Source organism: Aeromonas sp. AE23HZ002T15, assembly GCF_054165525.2.
The window spans coordinates 3,137,756-3,162,205 of the sequence record NZ_CM201342.1 but is presented as its reverse complement, the minus strand read 5'-3'; the positions used below and the strand labels follow the sequence as shown (position 1 = coordinate 3,162,205).

General features: G+C 62.4%; 22 protein-coding genes and 5 tRNA genes. 19 read left to right on the top strand and 8 right to left on the bottom strand.

Annotation, left to right across the window (positions count from 1 at the left end; genetic code table 11):
- Positions 1-27: 27 nt before the first annotated feature.
- Positions 28-408: a YgiW/YdeI family stress tolerance OB fold protein gene (locus ACT5M9_RS14805; RefSeq protein ID WP_457982227.1), complete on the bottom strand. Its 381-nt coding sequence runs from the start codon at positions 406-408 to the stop codon at positions 28-30.
- 239 nt (positions 409-647) lie between these two features.
- On the opposite strand from ACT5M9_RS14805, the gene ACT5M9_RS14800 reads away from it, so the two are divergent.
- Together ACT5M9_RS14800 and ompA are read left to right on the top strand one after the other, a co-directional pair.
- Positions 648-1,655 (top strand): SGNH/GDSL hydrolase family protein, encoded by a 1,008-nt coding sequence (locus ACT5M9_RS14800; RefSeq protein WP_457982225.1) that lies wholly within the window; start codon positions 648-650, stop codon positions 1,653-1,655.
- A 295-nt stretch (positions 1,656-1,950) separates the two neighbouring features.
- Positions 1,951-2,982, top strand: a complete 1,032-nt coding sequence (gene ompA / locus ACT5M9_RS14795) for a porin OmpA (RefSeq protein WP_457982223.1) — start codon at positions 1,951-1,953, stop codon at positions 2,980-2,982.
- Positions 2,983-3,046: 64 nt separating this feature from the next.
- Here the strand turns inward: ompA and ACT5M9_RS14790 are convergent, their stop codons facing one another.
- The 3 genes from ACT5M9_RS14790 to ACT5M9_RS14780 are packed head-to-tail and all read right to left on the bottom strand — an operon-like array spanning position 3,047 to position 6,499.
- Positions 3,047-3,616, bottom strand: a complete 570-nt coding sequence (locus ACT5M9_RS14790) for a PqiC family protein (RefSeq protein WP_457982221.1) — start codon at positions 3,614-3,616, stop codon at positions 3,047-3,049.
- Positions 3,616-5,262, bottom strand: a complete 1,647-nt coding sequence (gene pqiB, locus ACT5M9_RS14785; RefSeq protein ID WP_457982220.1) for an intermembrane transport protein PqiB — start codon at positions 5,260-5,262, stop codon at positions 3,616-3,618. Before pqiB ends, ACT5M9_RS14790 begins: the two co-directional genes overlap by 1 nt.
- Positions 5,255-6,499 (bottom strand): PqiA/YebS family transporter subunit, encoded by a 1,245-nt coding sequence (locus ACT5M9_RS14780; RefSeq protein WP_457982218.1) that lies wholly within the window; start codon positions 6,497-6,499, stop codon positions 5,255-5,257. The genes pqiB and ACT5M9_RS14780 overlap by 8 nt, the downstream gene beginning before the upstream one ends.
- Positions 6,500-6,701: 202 nt before the next feature.
- Between ACT5M9_RS14780 and hfq the strand changes: the two genes are divergently transcribed.
- Complete coding sequence (gene hfq, locus ACT5M9_RS14775; protein WP_434665469.1) at positions 6,702-7,061, top strand: RNA chaperone Hfq; 360 nt, start codon at positions 6,702-6,704, stop codon at positions 7,059-7,061.
- Positions 7,062-7,196: 135 nt separating this feature from the next.
- Here hfq and ACT5M9_RS14770 read toward each other — a convergent pair whose 3' ends face one another.
- The 3 genes from ACT5M9_RS14770 to dapA all read right to left on the bottom strand — a co-directional run bounded on the left by ACT5M9_RS14770 (position 7,197) and on the right by dapA (position 10,588).
- The gene (locus ACT5M9_RS14770; protein WP_457982217.1) at positions 7,197-7,787 is read right to left on the bottom strand and encodes an HAD family hydrolase; all 591 of its coding nucleotides are present in this window, start codon (positions 7,785-7,787) and stop codon (positions 7,197-7,199) included.
- Between the two features lie 136 nt (positions 7,788-7,923).
- Positions 7,924-9,621, bottom strand: coding sequence for a sensor domain-containing diguanylate cyclase (locus tag ACT5M9_RS14765; RefSeq protein WP_457982216.1), 1,698 nt, complete (start codon positions 9,619-9,621; stop codon positions 7,924-7,926).
- 94 nt (positions 9,622-9,715) lie between these two features.
- A complete protein-coding gene (dapA, locus tag ACT5M9_RS14760) occupies positions 9,716-10,588 on the bottom strand; it encodes a 4-hydroxy-tetrahydrodipicolinate synthase (RefSeq protein ID WP_457982215.1) in 873 nt (290 codons plus the stop codon).
- A gap of 275 nt (positions 10,589-10,863) precedes the next feature.
- Between dapA and rsmC the strand changes: the two genes are divergently transcribed.
- The 9 genes from rsmC to ACT5M9_RS14715 all read left to right on the top strand — a co-directional run bounded on the left by rsmC (position 10,864) and on the right by ACT5M9_RS14715 (position 15,821).
- Positions 10,864-11,892 carry a 16S rRNA (guanine(1207)-N(2))-methyltransferase RsmC gene (rsmC, locus tag ACT5M9_RS14755; protein WP_457982213.1) on the top strand — a complete coding sequence of 343 codons (1,029 nt, stop codon included), beginning with the start codon at positions 10,864-10,866 and terminating at the stop codon, positions 11,890-11,892.
- A gap of 138 nt (positions 11,893-12,030) precedes the next feature.
- A complete protein-coding gene (glgC, locus tag ACT5M9_RS14750) occupies positions 12,031-13,248 on the top strand; it encodes a glucose-1-phosphate adenylyltransferase (RefSeq protein WP_457982212.1) in 1,218 nt (405 codons plus the stop codon).
- Positions 13,238-14,704, top strand: a complete 1,467-nt coding sequence (gene glgA, locus ACT5M9_RS14745; protein WP_457982210.1) for a glycogen synthase GlgA — start codon at positions 13,238-13,240, stop codon at positions 14,702-14,704. Before glgC ends, glgA begins: the two co-directional genes overlap by 11 nt.
- Before the next feature lie 110 nt (positions 14,705-14,814).
- Positions 14,815-14,900: transfer RNA gene (locus ACT5M9_RS14740), tRNA-Leu, on the top strand.
- Positions 14,901-14,951: 51 nt separating this feature from the next.
- Positions 14,952-15,037, top strand: a tRNA-Leu gene (locus ACT5M9_RS14735).
- A 45-nt stretch (positions 15,038-15,082) separates the two neighbouring features.
- Positions 15,083-15,168: transfer RNA gene (locus tag ACT5M9_RS14730), tRNA-Leu, on the top strand.
- A 45-nt stretch (positions 15,169-15,213) separates the two neighbouring features.
- Positions 15,214-15,299: transfer RNA gene (locus ACT5M9_RS14725), tRNA-Leu, on the top strand.
- A 70-nt stretch (positions 15,300-15,369) separates the two neighbouring features.
- Positions 15,370-15,455 (top strand) — tRNA-Leu (locus ACT5M9_RS14720).
- A 99-nt stretch (positions 15,456-15,554) separates the two neighbouring features.
- Entirely contained in the window at positions 15,555-15,821 is a 267-nt protein-coding gene (locus ACT5M9_RS14715) for a late competence development ComFB family protein (protein WP_457982208.1), read from the top strand.
- Positions 15,822-15,824: 3 nt separating this feature from the next.
- Here ACT5M9_RS14715 and ACT5M9_RS14710 read toward each other — a convergent pair whose 3' ends face one another.
- A complete protein-coding gene (locus ACT5M9_RS14710) occupies positions 15,825-16,034 on the bottom strand; it encodes a hypothetical protein (RefSeq protein ID WP_438549324.1) in 210 nt (69 codons plus the stop codon).
- 301 nt (positions 16,035-16,335) lie between these two features.
- On the opposite strand from ACT5M9_RS14710, the gene nhaC reads away from it, so the two are divergent.
- The 7 genes from nhaC to ACT5M9_RS14675 all read left to right on the top strand — a co-directional run bounded on the left by nhaC (position 16,336) and on the right by ACT5M9_RS14675 (position 24,426).
- On the top strand, positions 16,336-17,745 hold the full coding sequence (nhaC, locus tag ACT5M9_RS14705; protein WP_457982207.1) for a Na+/H+ antiporter NhaC: 1,410 nt from the start codon (positions 16,336-16,338) through the stop codon (positions 17,743-17,745).
- Between the two features lie 96 nt (positions 17,746-17,841).
- Positions 17,842-18,765, top strand: coding sequence for a LysR family transcriptional regulator (locus tag ACT5M9_RS14700; RefSeq protein ID WP_457982206.1), 924 nt, complete (start codon positions 17,842-17,844; stop codon positions 18,763-18,765).
- 185 nt (positions 18,766-18,950) lie between these two features.
- The gene (locus ACT5M9_RS14695; RefSeq protein WP_457982204.1) at positions 18,951-20,096 is read left to right on the top strand and encodes an ABC transporter substrate-binding protein; all 1,146 of its coding nucleotides are present in this window, start codon (positions 18,951-18,953) and stop codon (positions 20,094-20,096) included.
- Between the two features lie 83 nt (positions 20,097-20,179).
- Positions 20,180-21,193, top strand: a complete 1,014-nt coding sequence (locus tag ACT5M9_RS14690) for an ABC transporter ATP-binding protein (protein ID WP_457982203.1) — start codon at positions 20,180-20,182, stop codon at positions 21,191-21,193.
- Positions 21,190-22,158 (top strand): ABC transporter permease, encoded by a 969-nt coding sequence (locus ACT5M9_RS14685; RefSeq protein ID WP_457982202.1) that lies wholly within the window; start codon positions 21,190-21,192, stop codon positions 22,156-22,158. Before ACT5M9_RS14690 ends, ACT5M9_RS14685 begins: the two co-directional genes overlap by 4 nt.
- Complete coding sequence (locus tag ACT5M9_RS14680; RefSeq protein WP_457982201.1) at positions 22,148-22,966, top strand: ABC transporter permease; 819 nt, start codon at positions 22,148-22,150, stop codon at positions 22,964-22,966. The genes ACT5M9_RS14685 and ACT5M9_RS14680 overlap by 11 nt, the downstream gene beginning before the upstream one ends.
- Positions 22,967-22,995: 29 nt before the next feature.
- Positions 22,996-24,426, top strand: a complete 1,431-nt coding sequence (locus tag ACT5M9_RS14675; RefSeq protein ID WP_457982200.1) for a gamma-aminobutyraldehyde dehydrogenase — start codon at positions 22,996-22,998, stop codon at positions 24,424-24,426.
- Positions 24,427-24,450: the final 24 nt, after the last annotated feature.

Here is a 24,450-nt window from a genome sequence, read left to right as displayed (position 1 = left end):
CCTTCTCATTGGACCGGCATTCGCCGCTTACTTGGTGATGAAGCCACCCTTGCTCGGCGCCTCGGCACCCACCTTCTCCAGGCGATCCACCTCGACCTCGGTCTTGTTCCAGCTATGGTCCACCTCGCCGCGGATGCGGATCAGATCGTTCGGGCCCACTTCTACGCCACGCCACACATCCCCGTCCACTTCTACTTCCACCTCGCCACTGGCGTCACGGAACAGGTAGTTCTCGCCCCCCAGGTGCTTGGTCAGCTTGCCCTCCAGGGTCACCCAGTTATCGTCACGCTGATCCTTCAACTGGGAAACCGTGATGACGTTCTGCTCCTGCGGGCCTGTGTAGGCTGCCATGGCGAAAGAGGATACGGACATCAGGGCCACCAGGCCGATTACGCTTGCTTTGTTCATCTCATGCTCCTGTCGTTGCGGTATGAGGCTATCTTGCCCCCCCGACCGTGAAACAAACGTGAAGCTTCACCCATCTGGGGGAGCCCTGTGTGACCGAAATCGATTTAATTATACCCCGTGGATGCGAAATTAAATTCGGCCCCCTACCCTGCAGTGTGGCAAATGGGTCCCCAGCTCATTTCACCATCGAGGAACAGCCCGCAGGCAAGGCCTGCTTTCAATTCTATGAGAACGACGACATGAAAAAATGGTTTCTGTGTTTATTGGGACTCTGCGCACTGACGGCACAGGCCGCCGAGCCGCGTCCCGCCTTCTCCCGCATCGTCATGTTCGGTGACAGCCTCTCCGATACCGGCAAGATGTACGGCAAGATGCGCGGTTACCTCCCCTCCAGCCCGCCCTATTATCAGGGCCGTTTCTCCAACGGCCCGGTCTGGCTGGAGCAGCTGACCCAGCAGTTCCCGGGCCTGAAGATCGCCAATGAGGCCGAAGGGGGCGCCACAGCTGTGGCCTACAACAAGATCTCCTGGAACCCTAAGTACCAGGTCATCAACAACCTGGACTACGAGATCACCCAGTTCCTGGAGAAGGACAGCTTCAAGCCGGACGACCTGGTGATCCTCTGGGTCGGCGCCAACGACTACCTGGCCTATGGCTGGAACACGGAGCAGGATGCCAAGCGGGTACGGGATGTGATCAGCGACTCGGCGAACCGCATGGTGCTCAACGGCGCCAAGCAGATACTGCTGTTCAACCTGCCGGATCTCGGTCAGAATCCCTCGGCGCGTAGCCAGAAGGTGGTGGAAGCCGCCAGCCATGTCTCGGCCTATCACAACGAGCTGCTGCTGAACCTGGCTCGCCAGCTGGCCCCCACCGGCCTGGTGAAGCTGTTCGAGATCGACAAGCAGTTCGCCGAGATGCTGCGTGAGCCGCAAAACTTCGGCCTGAGCGACACCGAGAACGCCTGTTACGGTGGCGGCTATGTGTGGAAGCCCTTCACCTCCCGCAGCGCCGGCACTGACAGCCAGCTCGCTGCCTTCAGCGAGCCGGAGCGCCTCGCCATCGCCGGCAACCCCTTGCTGGCCCAGGCCGTCGCCTCCCCCATGGCCCGCCGCAGCGCGGGCGAGCTCAACTGCGAGGGCAAGATGTTCTGGGATCAGGTGCACCCCACGACCGTCGTGCACGCCGCCCTGAGCGAGCGGGCCGGCGCCTTCATCGAACAGCAGTATGAGTTCATCCCGCAATAACCTGTGCATGCATGCAAAAGGCCGACATCTCGTCGGCCTTTTTTGTTTTTGCCCTACTGAGCAGTAAACAAACAACTCATATGACCCCCGTCACAAATCGGAGCCATACTGGCCCTCTCGCCCGAATAACTCCCCTATGATGGGCATAGTTATCACAATATGTTTTATATCAGTTGCTTGTGGATCAAAAAAAACGGGCTACGTTTAAACATGTTGTGGCCGGCCACTGGCCCAACCCATACGGCGAGGCGATACTGATTCGATCTCCCGACAAACAAAATTGCAGAGGCTTCACATGAAAAAAACACTGATTACCTTGCTGGTTTCAGGCTTGCTTGCGGCCAACGCTCAGGCAGCCGGACAAGACAATACCTGGTATGGCGGTGCCAAATTGGGTTGGTCCAACTTCTACGGTGTCGACGAGAGCAACACCATCTCCGCAACCGACGAAGACAATGACGAAGTCGGTGCCGGTCTCTTCGGGGGTTATCAGATCAACCAGAACCTGGGGATCGAGCTGGGTTACGACTATCTCGGCAAATACAAGTACAGCGGCACCCGCAACGGTGCGGCCTTCAATGACTCCGTCGAGGCGCAACTGGCTCAGCTGACCCTGAAGCTCGGCTTCCCGGTCACCGAGAGCCTGGATCTCTACGGCCGCGTCGGTGGTGGCTATGGCTGGAGCAGCAGCGACGAGCTGGACAACGACAGCCGCGGCGTCTTCGTCGGCGCCCTCGGTGCCGAATATGCCCTCAACCTGGACTGGGCCGCCCGCCTCGAATACCAGTACAGCACCCCCTATGGCAGCCGAGATGACACCGGCCTGCGCATGGACAACGGCCTGCTCTCGCTCGCCGCCGTCTACCGCTTCGGTCAGGTCGCCCCGGCCCTGCCGGTCGCCGCTCCGGCCCCGGCTCCCGAGCCCGTGGTGGTGGACAAGCAGTTCACCCTGAGCTCGGACGTGCTGTTTGACTTCAACAAGGCCACCCTCAAGCCGGAAGCCGGCCAGGCGCTGGATACCCTCTACAACCAGATTGAGGAAGCCAGACCCAAGGATGGCTCCGCCACCGTCATCGGGTACACCGACCGCATCGGCTCCGATGCCTATAACCAGAAGCTCTCCGAGCAGCGTGCGCAGACCGTGGCCAACTACCTGATTGGCAAGGGCCTGCCGGCCGGCAAGGTGAACGTGGAAGGCCATGGCAAGAGCAACCCGGTCACCGGCGAGAGCTGCACCAGCAAGTCCAAGCGTGAGCTGATCGTCTGCCTGGCCCCGGATCGCCGGGTCGAGGTCAAGGTGCAAGGGGTCTCCGAGGTACAGCAATAACCTCGTCTGCTCCACCCTGCAAAACAAAACGGGAGGCCAAGGCCTCCCGTTTTTCATGCCAGTCTCAACTTGTCTTGCGCACCTCTGCCGCTATCTGATCCAGCAGCTGCTGCCAGCCCTGTCCCAGCTCGTCCACCAGGGTGCCATAGCCATCGGCGGGCAAGACCCGCACCTGCTGGAAGGGCACGTCCCTCAGCACGACTCCCTCCTCGGTCAGCAAGCGCCAGCGGCCGCTCAGCAGGGCGCGACCATCGTGGCGCCCCTGGAAGCGCTCCACCGAGATGCTCAGCACAGGCCCCTTGCGGGCCCCGTCCTGACGCACCACCCAGCCCGGCAGGCGGCTGGAGAGGCCATCCAGGGTCAGCTGGTTCAACTGAGCATCCAGAGAGCCCGCCCAGCGATGGTACTCGGCGAAGTGCAGCTCATTGCCCTCCAGCTGATAGACCAGGCTGACCCTGTCCAGCTGCCCGGACAGGGCAATGGGTCTCAGCACCAGCTGGTGCTGGGGCTGGGTCGCCATCAGGGGAGCCGGCTGGCTGTCCGCATCGAGGGAGTAGTAGTGCAGGCTGGCAGGAGCCGAACTGCAACCCGCCAGCAGGCCCAGCAAGGCCAGCGTCATCATCCGTTTTTTCATCATTTTCCTCGCTTGGGCTCGGGATCCTTGGGACGGGAGCGGTCGAAGATCAGCGAACTCGGCTGCTCGTTCAACGAATGCACCAGGGGCTGCAACTCGCTCATCAGCTGATTGAGGGATTGCACAGACTGCCGCAGCTCCTGATTGGTCTGGGAACCGGCATCATAGGTCTGCAGCGTCTCCTGCAACTGCTTGAGGCTCTCGTTCAGCGAGGCTGGCAACTGCTGGGTCGATGGCTGGCCGGTGAACTGCTCCAGATTGGCGCTCACGGCACTGACGTGCTTGAGCGTCTTGTCCAGGGTCGCCAGGGTGCTGTTGACCTGGGTCAAGGTGGTGGCCATGTCCATGTCGACGAACTTGTCGAGGATGAGGTTCACCTTGCGCTCGATCTGATCCAGCCCAGCCTGGGCGGTCGGGAACACCTGATAGCCGGCCACCTTGAGCGGCTGGTAGGCGGGCACGTCCGGGTAGAAGTTGAGATCCACCACCTTGCCGCCGGTCAGCAGGCTGGCGGTCTTCAGGCTAGCCCTCAGGCCCTCCTTGAACTGTTTGTTGAACAGGGCGCGCCACTGCTCCTTCTCCGCATTGGCGTAACGGTGGGAGAGGCGCTGCACCTCGATGCGCGCCAGCACCGGGATCTGGCGGCTCTTGAACAGCTGAACCCCCTTGTCATCGATGAGGTAGGGGGCCGAGATGACGGTGCCGACCCGAATGCCGCGGTATTGCACCGCCGCGCCAGGGTGAAGGCCGCCCACGTCGTTCTCGAACAGGAAGACGTAGTCGATGAACTGATCCAGGCTACCGGCCAGCACGCTCGCCTCATCCTTGAACAGCACGAACTCGTCGTTCTGCTTGACCGGCTCACCCGGCAGCCAGCCGGGCGGCAGTCCCATGGTGATGCCGCCGTTGACCAGGCTCTCCAGGGAGTCCATCTTGACCTTCATCCCCTCGCTGCTCATGGAGACCTCGAAGCCCGGGGTCAGCCAGAAGCGGGAGTTGCCGCTCACCAGGATGTCATAGGGAGCGTTGATGAAGAGCTGGTACTGCATCTCGCTCTTCTCGGGCAGGAACTTGGCCTCTTCGACCTGACCTATGGTGAAGCCCTGATAGTTGATGGGTGACCCCACCCCCAGGGCATTGGCGTCACGGCTGGTGAGGGAGAGCCGCAGCCCCTTGGCATCGAGCGACGCCAGGGGCGGCCTGTCCAGCATGGCGTAGGTGTTGCGCGCCTTGCCCTTCTTGCCGGGGGAGAGCTCGATGTAGGCGCCGGAGAGCAGGGTGCCGAGGCCGGAGACCCCTTCCCGGCCTATCCTGGGCTTGACCACCCAGAACTGGCTGTCCTTCTTGAGCATGCCGGCGGCGGCATTGGTCAGGCGCGCCTTCAGCACCGCATGGCTGTAGTCATCGCTGAGCTCCACCGCCTCGATGCGGCCCACTTCCACCTCGCGGGAGCGGATCACCGTCTTGCCCGCCACTATGCCCTCGGCGGTGGCCACGGTCAGAGTGAAGCTGGGGCCTTGTGAATACCAGTGCTGGAACAGCATCCAGGCTCCGATGAACAGCGCCAGCATGGGCACCATCCAGATAGCGGCGGCCGAGCTCAGAAAATCCGAGCCGGGTTTCCACCTTGTCTTACGCTCACTCACGTTCGCGCTCTCCTTGTTGTAAATCCCAGATCAGTCGGGAATCGAAACTCATGGCGGCCACCATGGTGATCAGGACGACCCCCGCGAAGGCGACGGCCGCGGGGCCAGGGTAGATGGTCATCAGATTATCGAGTCGGATGAGACCCGCCAATATGGCCACCACGAAGACGTCGATCATCGACCAGCGCCCCACAAATTCGGTCATGCGATAGAGTTTCAGCTTGCGCAGCGGCGAGGCTCCCTGGCCCCGCTGCACCACGTAGCAGAGCCACAGCAGCGCCAGGATCTTCGCCAGGGGGATCACCACGCTGGCGAAGAAGATGACGGCGGCGATGGGATAGGAGCCCAGGGCCCACAGCAGCACCACCCCGCCCAGTATGGTCGAGGGGCTGTCATCCCCCAGAAACACCGTATCCATGATGGGATAGAGGTTGGCGGGGATGTAGAGGATCACCGAGGTGATGAGCAGCGCCCAGGTGCGGTTCAACCCCCCGGGCTTGCGCGAATGCAGGTGATCGCCGCAGCGCGGGCAGCGGTCGGTGCCGGCCTCGCTCAGGGCGCCGCAGATATGGCAGCCCACCAGCTCGGACTCCATGGCGCCGGCCTCGGGATCCAGCTCCCGCGATTCGGTCGGGCCAAACAGCCGCTGCCACAGCCACATCCGATCCAGTGACGAGATCATCTTGATGAGCAGCACGGTGTAACCGACGAAGGCCCAGAACGAGAGCCCCATCTTGATCTCCGCCATGCCCATCAGCTTGACCAGGGAGATGAGCACCCCGATGAGGAAGACATCCACCATCAGCCAGGGTTTGATCCGGCACAGCAGGCGACCGAGGGAGCGCAGCGCCCGGCTGTGCATATCCTTGTCGAGGCGCCACAGCACCAGCATGATGGAACCCACGTAGACCAGCGGCAGGCCTATCAGGGTCAGGCTCAGCACGGCGCCGAGGAACAGATAGCCCTGTTCAACCAGGGTGGTGATGCACTGCAGGAAGGTCATCTCCTGCCCCACCCCGTGGGAGGAGAAGGACATGAAGGTGAAGGTGTTGGCGAGCGCGAACATGATGAGGGCCGCGAAACCATAGGCGATGGGCCTGCGCTCCTGCTGGGGCAGGTGCCGGCTCAGGGTATGACCGCAACGGGGACAGCTGCTCGTCTCCCCCACCGCGAGGGTCGTTGCCGGCACCAGCAGATCGCACTCTTCACAGGCCGTCGCGTCATGGGTATAAGTCATTGGATTTGAAACCGGATGCAAGATAGGATTCCAGCAGAGGCCTGTCATGGCCAGAGCTGTCGATTATCGCAGCCACTGCCCTGAACCACCAGCCCTGTTCTTTGGGTCATTCAGCCCCCATCCGGGAAACGCGAATGGCTTTGACAAGGCAGTGACCATTTAGCACAATCAAACGCCACTTTTTTCCGCGGGACAATAATTTATGACAACTGAATCCCCAAGCTACTCCACGATTGAGCAGGCCTTCTCTCTTGGGAACGGGCAAGATTCCGCCCTCAACTGGTTGCGCAAGAATCGCAGTCAGGTCGCCATCTTCCTGGTGAGCGGCATCAAGCTGGAGGGGACCATCAGTGGCTTCGACCAGTACAGCGTGCTGTTGACCGATGCCCATGGCAACCAGCAGCTGGTCTACAAGGCCAAGATCTCCACCATCGCCATGCACTCCGGGCGTCCGGCCGTGAGCATCCAGCGCGCCCGCAAGCCTCGCGTCTCCATGGCGCCGCGCCCCCATGGTGCGCCGAGCCGCTACGATGACAATCAGGGCGGCAACAGCGAGCAATAAGGCTCGCCTCTTCTTGCCCCCACACTTCGCCACGTCAATCCTTGGCGCGAGTGACTGTCCACTCTCATGTTTATCGCCTGTCCCGTATGAGAGTGGACGTTTTACCCCGGGTTTAGAGACCCGAATCCTCCCGACTCAATAGGTCAATCCGACCGGCTCTCCTTCACGCACCATGCACACCTGCATGCCCGCCGCCTGACCGGCCTGGGCCCCTATCCCCGTGTCTTCGAACACCAGGCACTGACCCGGCTCGACCCCGAGGCGACGCGCCACCAGCAGGAAGGTGTCCGGATGGGGTTTGTGCAGCTCGACGTCATCGGCGGTGACCACCACGGGGAAGTAGCGATCCAGCCCGGTGTTGCGCAGCACGGCCTCGGCATTGACGCGGGGTGACCCCGTCCCTATCCCCATGGGGATGATGCCGTGGTAGCGATCCACCAGCTCCAGCATGGCCGGGAAGGGGGTCGCCTTGTGCAGGTTGGCCACGTAGTGCTCCGTCTTGCAGCGGGTCACCACCAGGGGATCCAGCGCAATCCGCTGCTCCTCGGCCACCAGCAGGGCGATCTTGCGGCTCGGCATGCCCCCTAGCTCATAGAACCAGTCCCCATCGAAGCGGAAGCCAAACTCCCGTGCCGTGTGCTCCCAGGCGGCCAGGTGCAGTGGCATGGAGTCCACCAGGGTGCCGTCGAGGTCGAAAACCAGGCCTTTGAATCCGGATAGGGTCATGATGCGGGATCTATGGTTGGAAAATGGGCTCCCATTCTAGCCAGAGCGCGGGCTTATCGCCACGTGCCGAAGGATGAGAAACGCTTGCGGCCCCATTTATGGTTGCCGGGGGAGAATGCCGTCACGGCGACCGGGGTCAGTGAGGGGCGATGACGGGGACCGCATCCACCAGATAGGCCAGGGTGCAGGCCCGCCCCCGGGACTTGGCGTGATAGAGCGCCTGATCCGCCTGCTCGGTGAGGGTCTGCCACCCCTTGTCCGATGAGGGGATGAGATAGCTGAAGCCGATGCTGACCGTGAGATGCGGCTCCACCTGAGAGGCCGGATGGGGGATCTGCAGCCTGCTGAGCCCCTGGTGGATCTGCTCCGCCAGTCGCTCCGCCTCCCCCGGCTGAGGCGCACACAGCAGGATGACGAACTCCTCCCCCCCGTAACGGGCCACCAGGTTGGTGCGCCGCCGCTCCGTCTCCTGCAGCAGGGCCGCGACCCGCTGCAGACACTGGTCGCCCTTGCCGTGACCGAAGTGATCGTTGTAGGACTTGAACTCATCCACGTCGATCATCAGCACCGCCAGCACCCCCTGATGGCGGCGGGCCCGCTCCCACTCCCGCTCCATGGTGATGTCCCACTGGCGGCGATTGGCGATCCCGGTCAGGGGATCCTCGAGGGAGAGCAGGGAGAGGCGCCGATTCGCCTCCTCCAGCGCCCGGTTGGTATCGGCCAGTTGCCGGGTCCGCTCCTGCACCCTCAGCTCCAGCTCCCGGTTGAAGCGCTCCAGCTTGGCCTGGGTACGCTGGCGGATCAGCAACTGGGAAAGCACGGCGGCGTACTGCTTGAAGATCTCGCTCTGATACGCCTTGAGGGGACGGCGCCAGAGCAGGTTGTCGGCGGCTATCCAGCCGATGGGGGTGGTCCCGTCCCACAGGGAGACCATGGCGTTCCAGCCCCGCCCCACCTCCTGCTGCTCGTAATAGAGGGGGGCATCCTCCAGCACCAGCACATAATCCTTGCGCCGCAGCGCCTCCTGTACCGTGGGGTGCTCGGGGATGGGGGTGACGAAGTGGCGCTCATTGGTGAGCTCCCCCGCCTCGTTGGTACCCCAGGTGCCCTGCATGGTCTTGAGATCGTTGTCGATGAGGAAGATGGCGACGCGATCGAACTGCAGCTCCTCCCTGGCGAGGACCACGGCGTCGTGCAGCAGCCTGTCTTCGTTGTCGCAGCCGGAGAGCTTGACCCCGACCTGGTGCAGGGCCTGCAGCATATTGAGGAAGGCATCCTGCAGGGCCTGCAGCATATTGAGGAAGGCATCCTGCAGGGCCTGGCTGCGATCAAGGTCCGCCTGGGTACTGAGGCGCTGATCCCGCTCCCTGTCCACCTGGCTGGCCAGCCTTCTGCCATCCAGCTCCGCTGCCAGATAATGCATCAGCAGTTGAATGCTCTGCTGGTGACGCATGGGCAGACGATCCAGTCGGCGCCTCGTCTCCAGATAGACCACGGCCTCCAGTCCCTGGTGCCGTTTGAGGGGGAAGCTGACCCGCAGGCGCGGGGCCTCGGGCTCGACGTTCTCCCAGGGCCCCCGGGCCTGTGCCACGGGTTCCACCAGCAACTGGCCGAGCACGAGGGAGCGTTCGATAAAAGAGACGGGGAGGGTCGGCAGGGTGTCGGCAGCCAAACAGAGCAGGCCCGACTCCGGCCGGTAACAATAAAGCTGGGGCACAGGCGCCCGCAGCCACAGATAGATCTGTTCGGCCTCGGTCTTCTCTCTGACCGCGGCCAGGGTCACTTCACAGAGGTGTTCGAAACTGGTGAAGTGCTCCGGATCCCATTCTTGCATGCCCACTCATCCTTGAAATGTATCCAAGCGAGTATATCTACAAAGTCAGCGCCTAACTGACCTGACACTCAAAAGCGCGATCCAGAGCCCATTTTTACAGCAGATCCAGCGCCTGCATGGCGCTGCGAATGCGCTCGCGAGTGGCCTCGGACAGGGGCATCACCGGCAACCGGCACTCCTCGCTGCACAGACCCAGCAGGGAGACCGCGTACTTGGCGCCAGCCGGGCTCGGTTCGGCGAACATGGCCTGATGCAGGGGGATCAGCTTGTCCTGCAGCTCGCGGGCCGCCTGCCAGTCACCGGCCAGGGCCAGGTTCTGCACCTCGGCCACCAGCTTGGGGGCCACGTTGGCGGTCACCGAGATGCAACCCTGACCGCCGCCTATGTTGTAGGCGACCGCGGTGGCATCTTCACCGGAGAGCCAGGCGAACGGCTTCTTGATGAGCTGGCGCTCGATCCAGGGACGGGCCAGATCGCCGGTGGCATCCTTCACCCCGGCGATCCGCGGCAGCTCGGCCAGGCGGGCCAGGGTCGCCGGCTGCACATCGACGATGGCGCGGGGCGGGATGTTGTAGACGATGATGGGCTTGCTGGTGGCGTCGTGCACCGCCTTGAAGTGGTGATACAACCCCTCCTGATTCGGGCGGTTGTAGTAACCGGCCACGTGCAGGGTGGCATCGGCCCCCGCCTGCTCGGCGTGACGGGTGTATTCGATGGCCTCGACCGGGTTGTTGGAACCGGCGCCCGCGATGACGGGCACGCGACCGGCCACCTGCTTGACCACCAGCTCCACCACCCGGCAGTGCTCGTCGTGGGTCAGGGTCGGGCTCTCCCCCGTGGTACCGACCGGCACTATGCCATGGGTGCCTTGCTCTATGTGCCACTCCACCAGACGAGCCAGCGCGGCCTCATCCAGCTGGCCCTGCTTGAACGGCGTGATCAGGGCAACTATCGAACCTTGAAACATGGATTTCCTTCTCCTGAATGGGTGGTTTGGTCAATAAAAAGCCCCGGTACGAGGGTCGCTACCGGGGCTTGAATCGTCTCAAGGATGAGAGGTTACGCGCGCACGTCAGCAGGCCCGGGGAACAGGCTGTGTTTATGCTTTCGTTTCGATACGCGCTGGCGCATGGCTCATCTCTGGATATATAAGGTGTCTGGCATATTTCGGGAAGGCGGCATAAATGTCAAGGCGAAAGCAGCCATGTATAATGGCCGCCCAAAATTGCGTGGAGAAAACCAATGAGCCGTCCTGTCAGTGCCGTCAGCCAGATGCTGGAACGTAACCAAGCCCTCTTCGTCGGCAAGCGGCTGCTCGTCTGCGGCGCCCTGGAGGATGACTACCCACGCCAACTGGCCGAACTGACCGACTCCCTGACCGTCTTCACCACTGACTACTGCTACTACCTCGGCCAGCAAGAGGCGCTCGGGGATCGCATCCTGTTCGATCACCGACTCGGCGGCGCCCCCCGCTTCGATGCCCTGCTGCTGCTGATGCCCAAGGCCAAGGCCGAGGCCCAATACCTGCTGGCCATGATGACCCCCTTGCTGGAAGCGGGCGCCGATCTCTTGCTGGCAGGGGAGAACCGGGGGGGGATCAACGGTGCCGACAAGCTGCTGGCAGCCTATGGGGAGAAGCCCATCAAGCGGGACTCGGCGCGCCGCTGCTCCCTCTATCACGGTGAGCTCAGCAAGCCGGTCGCCCCGTTCGAGCTGGATGCCTGGTTCAGCCGCTATGAGTGCAAGGCCGGTGACACGGCGCTGACGGTGATGGCCCTGCCCGGGGTATTCAGCGCCGACGGCCTGGATCTCGGCAGCCAGATGCTGCTGGCCAGCCTCCCCCCCATGACCGGCAGGCTGCTGGACTTCGGCTGCGGTGCCGGCGTCATCGGTGCCATGCTGGCCAAGCGCAACCCCGAGCTGCAAGTAAACATGGTGGACATCAGTGCCCTGGCGCTGGAGTCCAGCCGCCGTACCCTGGCCGCCAACGGCCTGCAGGGTCATGTGCACGCCTCCGATGTCTACTCCGATATTGATGGAAAATTCCAACATATCGTCTCGAACCCGCCCTTCCACGCCGGGCTCAAAACCTTCTATACCGCCACCGAAACCTTCCTGGAAAAGGCCCCCGCCTACCTCAGTGCCGACGGCTCCCTGACCATAGTCGCCAACGCCTTCTTGCGATATCTGCCTATACTGGAGGCTCACTTCAGACAGACCGAGGTGATCGGCAGCGATGCCAAATTCAAGGTCTATCTGAGCAAAGTGTAATTAAGTGTAACGGCTGTCATAAAAGCAGTAGAGAGTGCCAGACGGAATCTGTTAAGGTGAAAGAAAACGATTTCCACCCCTTTCGGGGTGTTTTTTCGCAGCAGACTGAAAACCTTTTCATACAGAGAGAGAAATACGATGGCAGGCATTTTGACCATGATTTTGGCAGGGGGAGAAGGGACCCGTCTCCAGCCACTGACCACCACCCGCAGCAAACCCTCGGTGCCCTTTGGCGGCAGTTACCGGCTGATCGACTTCGTCCTCAACAACTTCGTCAACGCCGACTTCCTGCGCATCTATGTGCTCACCCAGTTCAAGTCCCAATCCCTCTACCTGCACATGAAGAAGGGCTGGAACATCGTCGGCATCACGGATCGCTTCATCGACCCCATCCCGGCCCAGATGCGGATGGGCAAGCGCTGGTATGACGGCACCGCGGACGCCATCTACCAGAACCTGCGCTTCATCGAGACCTCGGATCCCGAGCACGTCTGCATCTTCGGCTCGGATCACATCTACAAGATGGACGTGAGCCAGATGGTCTCCTTCCACAAGCAGAAGGCCGCCGCCATGACGGTCGCCGCCCTGCGCATGCCCATCGAGGAGGCGAGCGCCTTCGGGGTGATCGAGGTGGATCAGGAGGGGCGGATGATAGGCTTCGAGGAGAAACCCAAGCATCCCAAGCACATCCCCGGGGATCCCACCCAGGCCCTGGTCTCCATGGGCAACTACATCTTCGAGACCGAGACGCTGTACCGCGAGCTGAAGCGGGATGCCGCGGAGGAGAACTCCAGCCACGACTTTGGCAAGGATATCATCCCCAGCCTCTACCCCCGCACCCCCGTCTATGTCTACGACTACAGCAGCAACGTGATCCCGGGGGAGAAACCCAACGTCTACTGGCGCGATGTGGGGACGCTGGACTCCTATTGGCAGGCACACATGGACCTGGTGGCCGATGATGCTCCCTTCTCCCTCTACAACCGCAAGTGGCCGCTACACACCCACTATCCGCCCCTGCCCCCCGCCACCTTCATCGACACCGACGACTGCAAGGTGAAGATCGCCAACTCCCTGATCTCCGGCGGCTGTTTCATCCAGGGCAGCCAGATCCAGCGCTCCATCCTGGGCTTTAGCTGCAACATAGGTCCCTGCAGTCACATCAGCGAATCCGTGCTGCTGGGGGACGTGAAGATCGGGGAAGGCTGCTCAATTCGGCGCGCCATCATAGATAAAAACGTTGAAATTGCACCCGGCACCGTGATCGGTGAGAATCTGGACCATGACAGAGAGAGGTTTACCGTGTCCGAAGGCGGTATCGTCGTGGTACCTAAGGGAGCAAGAGTTGGTTACTAGCCCGTTGAAAATCCTGTTTGTTGCCTCTGAGGTCGAGGGGTTGGTGAAGACCGGGGGCCTGGCGGACGTGGCCAGAGCCCTGCCACTGAATCTCGCCCGCCAGGGCCACGACGTTCGCATCATCCTGCCCTTCTACCAGACCCTCAAGCGCCGGGACGAGGCGACACTCATCGCCTCCCGTTGGCTGCCCACCCCGCCGGATCGGGCCGATATCAGCTATCGCATCTATCAGCTGGAACTGGACGGGGTCTGCGTCTACCTGCTGGATTGCCCGCAGTACTTCGAGCGCCCCCAGCTCTACGCGGAGAACAACCAGGCCTACCCCGACAACGGCGAGCGGTTCGCCTTCTTTGCCGCCGCAGCCCTGCACGCCTGCGAACAGCTCGATTTTGCCCCCGACATCGTCCACTGTAACGACTGGCACACCGGTCTGCTGCCCCTGCTGCTCAAGACCCGCTATGCAGGCAACCCCTTCTTCCAGCACACCCGTTCGGTCATCAGCATCCACAACGCGGCCTTTCAGGGGGTGTTCGATCGCCCGCAGTTCTGGGCCCTGCCCGAGATCACCGACTACGAGCGGCGCATCAACTACGACTACGGCCACGTCAACCTGCTCAAATGCGGGGTGCTCTATGCGGACAAGATCAATGCGGTCAGCCCCAACTATGCCAACGAGCTGCTGACTCACCTGGGTGCCCACGGCATGGCCAGCGTGTTCCAGCAGCGGGCCAGCGATCTGTGCGGCATCCTCAACGGCTGCGACTATCAGGACTGGGATCCCGCCTGCGATACCTATCTGCCCGCGACCTATGATGCCGACCACCTCGCCGGCAAGGGTATCTGCAAGCAGACCCTGCAGCAGGAGGCGGGCCTTCCCGCTGCAGATTTGCCGATTTACGGCATGGTATGCCGCCTGACCGAGCAGAAAGGGGTCCATCTGCTGATCCCCACCCTGACCAAGTTCCTGCAGCATCAGGTCCAGCTGGTCATCGTCGGCTCGGGCGACCCGTCCCTCGCCGCCCAGTTGCAGGCCATCGCCCAGCAACACGCCGACAAGTTTGCCTTCATCAACGCCTACGACGATCGGTTGGCCCATCTGGTGGAGGCCGGCGCCGACTTCTTCCTGATGCCCTCTCTGTTCGAGCCCTGCGGCCTCAACCAGATGTACAGCCTGGCCTACGGCACCCTGCCGCTGGTGCGGGCCGTCGGCGGCCTGAAGGATACCGTCGTGGACTGGGACGCGGACCCTGCGCGGGCCACCGGTTTTTGCTTCAACGATCCCACCGCCAGCACCCTGCTCGATGCCATGCGTCGCAGCTTGCTCCACTACCTGCAAGAACCGGAGCGCTTCGCCAAGGTGCAGCGCACGGCCATGCAGACCCGTTTCAACTGGGCAGACTCCGTGACCCAATACGAGCAGATGTATCGGGATGCGCTGGCTAGGGACAGGCGCTGATTGCTGAAGTTTTGTGCCCTTGGCGCGGCTTTATCCGTCAACAGCGAAAAAAGTCCCCTTTGGCTGTTGACGCTCCCCCAAAACTCTATAGAATCCCCCACCGCAGTGATGCGAAGGTGGCGGAATTGGTAGACGCGCTAGCTTCAGGTGTTAGTGTCCCACGGATGTGAGGGTTCGAGTCCCTCTCTTCGCACCATACTGCGACATGCTTCATCGATGGCATGGAAAACAAGATTGATGACAATGTGCGAAGGTGGCGGAATTGGTAGACGCGCTAGCTTCAGGTGTTAGTGTCCCACGGATGTGAGGGTTCGAGTCCCTCTCTTCGCACCATGCTTTTATCAGACAGCATGTAAATCCAGACTGATAACCCGATGTGCGAAGGTGGCGGAATTGGTAGACGCGCTAGCTTCAGGTGTTAGTGCCCCCCGGGTGTGAGGGTTCGAGTCCCTCTCTTCGCACCATGCTTTTGTCAGACAGCATGTAAATCCAGACTGATAACCCGATGTGCGAAGGTGGCGGAATTGGTAGACGCGCTAGCTTCAGGTGTTAGTGTCCCACGGATGTGAGGGTTCGAGTCCCTCTCTTCGCACCATGCTTCTGACATGTAAAATCAGAGAATGCGCTCCAACCGCATTTAAAAACCAGCTGGAGAAAATCAGTGTGCGAAGGTGGCGGAATTGGTAGACGCGCTAGCTTCAGGTGTTAGTGTCCCACGGATGTGAGGGTTCGAGTCCCTCTCTTCGCACCATCTATCATGCAAAAGGCCCATCACGAGAGTGATGGGCCTTTTGTTTTTGTGGCTCATGGCTATGCTGTTGATAACACTAGGCCACCACAGGGGCGACCCATGATCCTGGATACCGACATTCACAACTTCTATGAGCATCTGGTGCTCAAGGAGATAGAGAAGCAGGGGCTGGGTCAGGCCCTGAGCCCCCAGCAACTGGCGGATCTCTGCTGCCTGACCCTGAACCAGCTTCCCGCCCACTACATTCGCCACAACGTCGACATGATCTACTTCACCACAGAGGTCGAGCGCACCGAGATGGAGCAGAGGGTCATCGCCGCGCTGCGCCAGGCCCATGACAGGATCCTGGCCATCCCCTCCCGCTAGCGACTAGTGCCAGCTCTGCTGCCAGATCAGGGCCACCACCCCCGTCATGCCCGCCACCGGCAGCAGGATCAACACAGGCCTCAGCCTGGGTTCCAGCATGACCCAGGCCGCCAGCAGGAACCCCAGGCTCCAGATGCCGTATGCCTTGTCCTGACCCCAACCCAATACCGCCAGCCCCCCTGCCAATAGCAGGCAGCGCACTATCCAGATCATGGTGAATTCCCTCTCGCAACAATTGATAATAATTATCATTTGTATTTTATGAGGGTGCAATCGGACTTTCCTATGGGTCTCGCCCATTTGTGTGGCATCGACCAAACACTCAAAAAATGCTTACGAGATCAACTAATGGGCAAGTTTTTCAATCATTAATGCATTTTTGCTAAATAAGTTGGGATTTCGAGCCTTGGGTTTGTGGTAGATTGCGCCCTCTTTTTGGGTTGGCTCCTCGGGATACGCGTATCCACAGGACGAGAGGCTCCAACCTTGGCGAGCAAGAGTTTAGGAAGTATCTATGCAAAACCAACAAAACCACATCCGATTGCCAAGCATGCCGCAGGTGTTCGCCTGCCTGGCGATTTTCCTGGCCCTGGCCTTCTCCTTCACCAGCGTGCTCGATCTGCCAATCCAGTTGGCGCTGTTCATCGCCTGGTTCGTCATCATGGGGCTCGGCATCCGGCTCGGCCATGATTACAAGTCCCTGGAGCAGGCCGCCGTCGACGGCGTCGCCAAGGGGATGGGCGCCATCCTGATACTGGTCTCCGTCGGTGCCCTGGTCGGCACCTGGATCGCCGGCGGCATAGTCCCCAGCATCATCTACTTCGGCCTCAAGGTGATACACCCGTCCATCTTCCTGCTGGCAACCCTGATCATCTGCTCCCTCACCTCGCTGGCGACCGGCACCTCCTGGGGCTCCGCCGCCACCGCCGGCATCGCCATGATGGGCATAGGCCACAGCCTGGGGGTACCCGCGCCTCTGGTGGCGGGTGCCGTGCTCTCCGGCGTCTACTTCGGTGACAAGCTCTCCCCCCTCTCGGACTCCGTGGTGCTGGCATCCACCATGTCCAACGTCGACGTGGTGGAACACATCAAGGGCATGCTGCCCATCAGCCTGTTCTCCTACGTCATCACGGCCGCCCTGTTCACCGTGGTCGGCATACAGTACTCCGGCAATGTCAGCCTGGAGCAGGTCAACCTGGTGATGGAAGCCCTCGACAAGCAGTTCAACATCACGCCGCTGGCCATAGTCCCCGTGGTGCTGGTGCTGGGCCTCTTGGCCAACCGCAAGCCAGCCTTCCCGGTGATCAGCTTCGGTGCCCTGCTGGGCCTTATCTGGGCCATCGCCTTCCAGGGCATGGATCCGGTCAAGGCGATGCACTCGGCCTACAGTCCCTTCCCCATCGTCTCCGGGGTCGACTTCATCGACAACATCCTCGGCCGCGGCGGCATGGAGTCCATGCTGGGGTCGGTGGCCGTCATCATCTTCGGTCTGGGCTTCGGCGGTCTGCTGGAGAAGGTCGGCATCCTGACGGTCATCGCCAGCGCCTTCGAGAAGCGGATCAACAGTGCCGGCAGCCTGACCACTCACACCATAGGCACCGCCTTCCTGGCCAACGTGTTCGGTTCGGCCATGTATGTGTCCCTGATCCTGACCCCCAAGATCATGGCCAAGAATTACGACCGGCTGGGACTGGCTCGCAAGAACCTCTCCCGCAACGCTGAGTTTGGCGGCACCCTCACCTGCGGCATGGTGCCCTGGAGCGACAACGGCATCTTCATGGCCGGGGTGCTGGGGGTGGCAACCCTGGACTACCTGCCCTACATGTGGCTCAGCTTCACCTGCATCATAGTGACCATCACCCTCGCCTATCTGGGCAAGGGGGTGAACCGGCTGCCGGTGATCGAGGCGGCCAGCTCTCGCTAAGCATTCAAAGACAATGACAAAGGCGCCTGCAGGCGCCTTTCGTTTGGGCGCGGTTAACGGTTAAGCTGACAGCTCACCCAGTGGCAGGATGCCCAGATGAACTTCACCTTTCGCCAGATCCGCTATTTCGTCGCCGTGGCCGACAGCTTCTCGGTGAGCCGCGCCGCCGCCGAGCTGCACATCTCCCAGTCTGCCGTCACCAGTTCCATCCGCGAGCTGGAGACCGAACTCGGCGCCGCCCTGTTCGAGCGCAACCCGCGCGGGGTCAGCCTCACCGCCCAGGGTCACCAGTTCTTGCTGCACGCCAGACGGATCCTCGGCGCCATGACGGAAGCGGGACAATCCCTCAAGGCGGTGGCCCAGCAGGATCAGGGCCAGCTCACCCTGGGAGTGACGACGCTAGTGGCAGGTTACTATCTGTCGGAGGCCCTAGGCCGATTCCGCCGCGCCTTCCCGGCGGTGCGCATCGAGGTGAAGGAGGACGAGCAGCCCTACCTCGAGCACCAGATTGTCAACGGCGAGGTGGACGTGGGGATCCTGATGACCAACCGCACCATCCGTCAGGAGGCGTTCGATACCGAGCTGCTGACCCGCTCGCCGCTGCGACTCTGGCTCGCCGCCAACCACCCCCTCTGCGCCGAATCCACCCTCTCCCTCAAGGCCCTCGGCGAGGAGCCCATGATCTCCCTCACCGCCGATCAGCTGGATCAGATCATCGGCTCAGGCCTGCGCCGCTACGGCATAGCGCCGCGCATCGTATTGCGCACCGCCTCGGTGGAGGCGGTGCGCAGCCTGGTGGCCAGCCAGCTCGGGGCCGCCCTGCTGCCGGACTTCGCCTACCGCCCCTGGTCCCTGGAGCAGGAGCGGGTCGAGGCCCGCCCCATCAAGGAGCCCATTCCCGCCATCGACATCGGCCTGGTATGGCGCCGTGGTTCACGCCTGAGCTGGACCGCCCGCGAGTTCATCGACATAGTGCGGGATCAGAGCCGGCTGCGGGCCCGTCAGGCGACTCTCCGCTAGGGCTCATCCTCTTCATCCCCCAAAAATTCAGTTTCATATGCACTCGATATCTGTTTTTCAGATACCTGTGTGGTTAAAAATTGAAATTCTCATTACGGCGTCCCTCTCCTACGCTCATGGCAGTTAACAGGATGTTAATGCCATGACGATGTCGCCATGGCTCCCGATCATGCAAGGAGCGCAAGATGAAACTGACCCCACTGACCCTGGCCCTGATCCCGGCCCTGCTGGCAGGCCAGACCCAGGCCGCCCCCACCGAGCTCGGCAAGGGTGAAGGCCAACTCAATATCGTGGCCTGGGCCGGCTACGTGGAGCGCGGCGAGACCGACAAGAACTACGACTGGGTGACCGGCTTCGAGCAGGAGACCGGCTGCAAGGTCAGCGTCAAGACGGCGGCCACCTCGGACGAGATGGTGGCCCTGATGAACGAGGGGGGCTTCGATCTGGTGACCGCCTCCGGCGACGCCAGCCTGCGCCTCATCGCCGGCGGCAAGGTGCAGGCCCTGAATCTGGCGCTCATCCCGAGCTACAACAAGATTGATCCCCGCCTGCAGAGCGCCCCCTGGCACACGGTGGATGGCAAACACTACGGCGTGCCCTACCAGTGGGGCGGCAACATCCTGATGTACAACACCAAGACCTTCCCCAAGGCCCCCGACTCCTGGAATGTGGTATTCGAGGAGCAGACCCTGCCGGACGGCAAGTCCAACAAGGGGCGAGTACAGGCGTTCGACGGCCCCATCCACATCGCCGATGCGGCCCTCTACCTGATGAGCCACCAGCCTGGGCTCGGCATCAAGGATCCCTACGAGCTGAACGAGGATCAGTACAAGGCCTCCCTCGAACTGCTGCGCAAGCAGCGTCAACTGGTGGGGCGCTACTGGCACGACGCCTTCGTCCAGATCGATGACTTCAAGAACGAGGGGGTGGTCGCCTCCGACTCCTGGCCCTTCCAGGCCAACACCCTGATCGCCGACAAGCAGCCCATCGCCACCACTGTGCCCAAGGAGGGGGTCACCGGCTGGGCCGACACCAGCATGGTACACAGCGAGGCCAAGAACCTGACCTGCGCCTACAAGTGGCTGGAACACTCCCTCAACAACAAGCTGCAGGGGGATCTCGCCTCCTGGTTCGGCTCGGTGCCCGTGGTGCCCGCCGCCTGCGAGGGCAATACCCTGCTCGGGGCCGATGGATGCAAGACCAACGGCATCGACAACTTCGATCGGGTCCACTTCTGGCGCACGCCGGTTTCCCAGTGCAAGAGCCAGGGTACCTGTGTCCCCTACTATCGCTGGGTCTCGGACTATATCGCCATCCTGGGTGGTCGCTGAGCCCCTTCAGGTAAACAACGCCTGACATAGCCCTCTTGCGGGCCAGGTGGAGACCCGGCCCGGTTAGATGACAAGGACGTATCATGACAGCCGTACAATTTGACCGGGTCAGCCGCCACTATGGCGAGGTGAAGGCGGTCGACGACATCTCCTTCCAGATCCCTGCCGGCGAGTTCTTCACCCTGCTGGGCCCGAGCGGTTCCGGCAAAACCACCTGTCTGCGGATGATCGCGGGCTTCGAATACCCGAGCGCCGGGGAGATCCGCCTGTTCGGCGAGCCCTGCTCACGGGTGCCGCCCTACGATCGCAACCTCAATACCGTGTTCCAGGACTATGCGCTCTTCCCCAACATGGATGTGCGCGACAACATCGGCTATGGCCTGATGCTCAGGGGCGTGCCAAAGACGGAACGCTATCGCAAGGTAGACGAGATGCTGGAGCTGGTGCGACTGCCCGGCGTCGGCAATCGCCGCCCAGGCCAGCTCTCCGGCGGCCAGCGCCAGCGCATTGCCATCGCCCGGGCGCTGATCAACCAGCCGCGCATTCTGCTGCTGGACGAGCCGCTCGGCGCACTGGATCTCAAGCTGCGCGAGCAGATGCAGCTCGAGCTGAAAGCCTTACAGCGCCAGCTCGGCATCACCTTCATCTTCGTCACCCACGATCAGCAGGAGGCGCTCTCCATGAGCGACCGCATCTGCATCTTCAATCAGGGCAGGATCGAGCAGATAGCCCCGCCGGATCGGATCTACGACGCCCCGGCCACCCCCTTCGTCGCCCGCTTCGTCGGCACCGTCAACCTGTTCGAGGGGGAGCAGGCCAGGCGCCTGTGCGGCGACAGCCAGCAGATGATGGTGCGCCCTGAGCGGATCCGGCTCACCGAGGCCGGCACGCCGGGATGGTCGGGGGAGATCCGCGAGGTGGAGTATCTGGGGGCCTTCGTGCGCTACCGGGTCGATCTGGGGGATAGACTCGAGATCATCGTCAACCACCCCAACGAGGGGCAGGAGCGCCTCCCCCACGGCGCCCGGGTCAGTCTCAACTGGCCGGAGCAGGCCATTCACCGCCTGACGGCTTCCGAACCGGAGACTCAGCCATGAGCCTCCCCCAGAGTGCGAGCCTTCCCATGAACCCTGTCTCTGCACCATCCACCCTTCGGCCGCTGCGGCGCCTCTCCACCCTGCTCTATGGCCGCCCCGGCCTGCTGCTGGGGATCCTACTCGGCCCGCCCCTGATCTGGCTCGGCATCATCTATGTGGGCTCCTTGCTGATGCTGCTCTCCAACGCCTTCTTCGGGCTGGACGAGTTCAGCGGCCAGGTACGCCACGAGCTGGGACTGCAAAACTTCGTCGCCCTGCTGCGACCGGAGAACCTGGACGTCATCCTCAGAACGGTAGGCATGGCGCTGCTGGTGACCCTGGCCTGCGCCCTGCTCGGCTTCCCCGTCGCCTACTACATGGCGCGCTACACCAGCGGCAAGACCCGGGCCCTGTTCTACCTCGGCATCATGCTGCCGCTCTGGTCCAGCTATCTGGTGCGAGTCTACGCCTGGAAGCTGATCCTGGCCAAGGAGGGGGTCATCAGCTGGCTGGCGGACAGCCTCGGGCTGGACTGGCTGCTGGACGGCGTCCTCTCCCTGCCGGTGATAGGCGGGCCGTCGTTGTCGTTCTCGCGGCTCGGCACCTTTATCGTCTTCGTCTACGTCTGGCTGCCCTTCATGATCCTGCCGATCCAGGCGGCGGTGGAGCGGATCCCGCGATCCCTGCTGGAGGCTAGCGGCGATCTCGGTGCCACCCCGGCCCAGACCTTCCGTACCCTGATCCTGCCGCTGGCCCTGCCTGGCGTGGTCGCGGGATCCATCTTCACCTTCTCCCTGACGCTCGGGGACTACATCATCCCGGGCATCATAGGCAACTCGATCATGTACATAGGCCAGGTGGTCTATATCCAGCAGGGGACGGCGGGCAACCTGCCCTTCGCCGCCGCCTTCTCCCTGGTACCCATCCTCATCATCGCCGTCTACCTGGCCATCGCGAAACGCTTGGGAGCCTTCGATGCGCTCTAATCCACCCGTGAATCAGGCCTCAGGTCTGCTGAAATACGCCGCCATCGGCGGGCTGCTGTTCCTGCATATCCCCATCCTGTTCATCTTCCTCTACGCCTTCACCAGCGAGAGCAAGAGCTACCAGTTTCCACCTCCCGGCCTGACCCTGAAGTGGTTCGAGGTGACGCTGAACCGGCCGGACGTGTGGCGCGCCATCCAGCTGTCGCTAGAAGTGGCCGGGCTCGCCACCCTGGCCGCCATGGTGCTCGGCACCCTGGCGGCGGGGGCCATTGCCCGCAGCCGCTTCTTCGGCCAGGAGGTGGTGTCGCTGCTGCTGGTGCTGCCCATCGCCCTACCCGGCATCGTCACCGGCATAGCGCTGCGCTCCGCCTACGGCCTGCTGGAGATCCCGTTCAGTTTCTGGACCATAGTCATCGGCCACGCCACCTTCTGCGTGGTGGTGGTCTACAACAATGCCCTGGCGCGGTTTCGCCGCACCAACCAGAGCCTTATCGAGGCGTCCATGGATCTCGGGGCCGACGGCTTCCAGACCCTGCGTTACGTGATCCTGCCAAACCTCGCCACCGCTCTGCTGGCGGGGGGCATGCTGGCGTTCGCACTCAGCTTCGACGAGGTGATAGTCACCACCTTCACCGCGGGCCAGCAGACCACATTGCCCATCTGGATGTATCAGGAGCTGATCCGCCCCCGGGACAGACCCGTCACCAACGTGGTGGCCCTCATCATAGTGGCCGTCACCACCATCCCCATTCTGCTTGCCTACTACCTTACCCGCGACGGCCAGGACGTCGCCGGCAGCGGCAAATAACGACTCAACGCGTGCGCAAGGATGCAACCATGAAGCTCAATACCCAATTGCTTATCGACGGCCAGTTTGTCACCGGTGACGGTCCGGCCGAGCCCGTCCTCAACCCCGCCACCGGCGAGCTCATCGCCTCGGTGCCAGAAGCCTCGTTCGAGCAGGTGAGCCGGGCGGTGAACGGCGCCCAGCGGGCCTTCGCCCAGTGGAGCCGCACCACCCCGGCCCAGCGCAGCAACCTGCTGCTACGTTTGGCCGATGCGATCGAGCGCCACGCCGAGGAGTTCGCGGCGCTGGAATCCCTCAATTGCGGCAAGCCCTATCTGGCGGTGCTGAACGACGAGCTGCCCGCCGTGGTGGACTGCTTCCGCTTCTTCGCCGGGGCGGCCCGTTGCCTGCAAGGACCGCTGGCGGGAGAGTATCTAGAGGGGCACACCAGCATGATCCGCCGGGATCCCATAGGCGTGGTGGGCAGCATAGCGCCCTGGAACTATCCGCTGATGATGGCGGCCTGGAAGATGGCACCCGTGCTCGCCGCTGGCAATACGGTGGTGCTCAAGCCCTCCGAGCAGACCCCGCTCACCGCCCTGCGCCTGGCGGGGCTCGCCAGCGAGCTCTTCCCCCGGGGGGTCATCAACATCATCTGTGGCCGAGGTGAGAGCGTTGGTGCACCACTGGTGGAACACCCCCTGATACGCATGGTGTCCCTCACCGGCGATATCGCCACCGGCCAGAAGATCCTGCAGAGCGCCGCCCGCACCATGAAGCGCACCCACCTGGAACTGGGTGGCAAGGCGCCTGTCATCATCTTCGACGATGCAGATCTCGAAGCCGTGGTGGCGGGCATCCGTACCTTCGGCTTCTACAACGCCGGCCAGGACTGCACCGCCGCCTGCCGCATCTACGCCCAGGGCAAGATCTACGACAAGTTTGTCGCCGCCATGACGGAGGCCGTGGCCTCCATCAAGGTGGGGGGCCAGCGCGAGGAGGGGGTGGAGATGGGGCCACTCATCTCGGACCGCCAGCGCAACCGGGTCGCCAGCTTCGTGGAGCGGGCCCAGAGCAGCGGCCACGTGGAGGTGACGACGGGGGGCAAGATCCGCCCAGGCAACGGTTTCTTCTTCGAGCCGACCCTGATCGTCGGCGCCCGTCAGGAGGACGAAATCGTGCGGCGAGAGGTGTTCGGCCCCGTGGTGTCGGTGACGCGTTTCAATGACGCCGAGCAGGTGGTGCAGTGGGCCAACGACTCGGACTACGGCCTCGCCTCCTCGGTCTGGACCCGGGATCTCGGCCTCGCCAGCAAGGTGGCGAGCCACCTGCAATATGGCTGCACCTGGATCAACACCCACTTCATGCTCTGCTCCGAGATGCCCCACGGCGGCATGAAGATGTCCGGCTACGGCAAGGACCTCTCCCTCTACGCGCTGGAGGACTACACGGTGCCGCGCCACATCATGGTCAAGCTCTGAAAATAACGAGGCTGGCCCCGGGCC

Excerpts from the sequence above, each read along its gene's own strand:
- ACT5M9_RS14805 (WP_457982227.1), bottom strand. The coding sequence starts at position 408 with ATGAACAAAGCAAGCGTAATCGGCCTGGTGGCCCTGATGTCCGTATCC.
- ACT5M9_RS14800 (WP_457982225.1), top strand. The coding sequence starts at position 648 with ATGAAAAAATGGTTTCTGTGTTTATTGGGACTCTGCGCACTGACGGCA.
- ompA (WP_457982223.1), top strand. The coding sequence starts at position 1,951 with ATGAAAAAAACACTGATTACCTTGCTGGTTTCAGGCTTGCTTGCGGCC.
- ACT5M9_RS14790 (WP_457982221.1), bottom strand. The coding sequence starts at position 3,616 with ATGAAAAAACGGATGATGACGCTGGCCTTGCTGGGCCTGCTGGCGGGT.
- ACT5M9_RS14780 (WP_457982218.1), bottom strand. The coding sequence starts at position 6,499 with ATGACTTATACCCATGACGCGACGGCCTGTGAAGAGTGCGATCTGCTG.
- hfq (WP_434665469.1), top strand. The coding sequence starts at position 6,702 with ATGACAACTGAATCCCCAAGCTACTCCACGATTGAGCAGGCCTTCTCT.
- ACT5M9_RS14770 (WP_457982217.1), bottom strand. The coding sequence starts at position 7,787 with ATGACCCTATCCGGATTCAAAGGCCTGGTTTTCGACCTCGACGGCACC.
- ACT5M9_RS14765 (WP_457982216.1), bottom strand. The coding sequence starts at position 9,621 with ATGCAAGAATGGGATCCGGAGCACTTCACCAGTTTCGAACACCTCTGT.
- dapA (WP_457982215.1), bottom strand. The coding sequence starts at position 10,588 with ATGTTTCAAGGTTCGATAGTTGCCCTGATCACGCCGTTCAAGCAGGGC.
- rsmC (WP_457982213.1), top strand. The coding sequence starts at position 10,864 with ATGAGCCGTCCTGTCAGTGCCGTCAGCCAGATGCTGGAACGTAACCAA.
- glgC (WP_457982212.1), top strand. The coding sequence starts at position 12,031 with ATGGCAGGCATTTTGACCATGATTTTGGCAGGGGGAGAAGGGACCCGT.
- ACT5M9_RS14715 (WP_457982208.1), top strand. The coding sequence starts at position 15,555 with ATGATCCTGGATACCGACATTCACAACTTCTATGAGCATCTGGTGCTC.
- ACT5M9_RS14710 (WP_438549324.1), bottom strand. The coding sequence starts at position 16,034 with ATGATCTGGATAGTGCGCTGCCTGCTATTGGCAGGGGGGCTGGCGGTA.
- nhaC (WP_457982207.1), top strand. The coding sequence starts at position 16,336 with ATGCAAAACCAACAAAACCACATCCGATTGCCAAGCATGCCGCAGGTG.
- ACT5M9_RS14700 (WP_457982206.1), top strand. The coding sequence starts at position 17,842 with ATGAACTTCACCTTTCGCCAGATCCGCTATTTCGTCGCCGTGGCCGAC.
- ACT5M9_RS14695 (WP_457982204.1), top strand. The coding sequence starts at position 18,951 with ATGAAACTGACCCCACTGACCCTGGCCCTGATCCCGGCCCTGCTGGCA.
- ACT5M9_RS14690 (WP_457982203.1), top strand. The coding sequence starts at position 20,180 with ATGACAGCCGTACAATTTGACCGGGTCAGCCGCCACTATGGCGAGGTG.
- ACT5M9_RS14685 (WP_457982202.1), top strand. The coding sequence starts at position 21,190 with ATGAGCCTCCCCCAGAGTGCGAGCCTTCCCATGAACCCTGTCTCTGCA.
- ACT5M9_RS14680 (WP_457982201.1), top strand. The coding sequence starts at position 22,148 with ATGCGCTCTAATCCACCCGTGAATCAGGCCTCAGGTCTGCTGAAATAC.
- ACT5M9_RS14675 (WP_457982200.1), top strand. The coding sequence starts at position 22,996 with ATGAAGCTCAATACCCAATTGCTTATCGACGGCCAGTTTGTCACCGGT.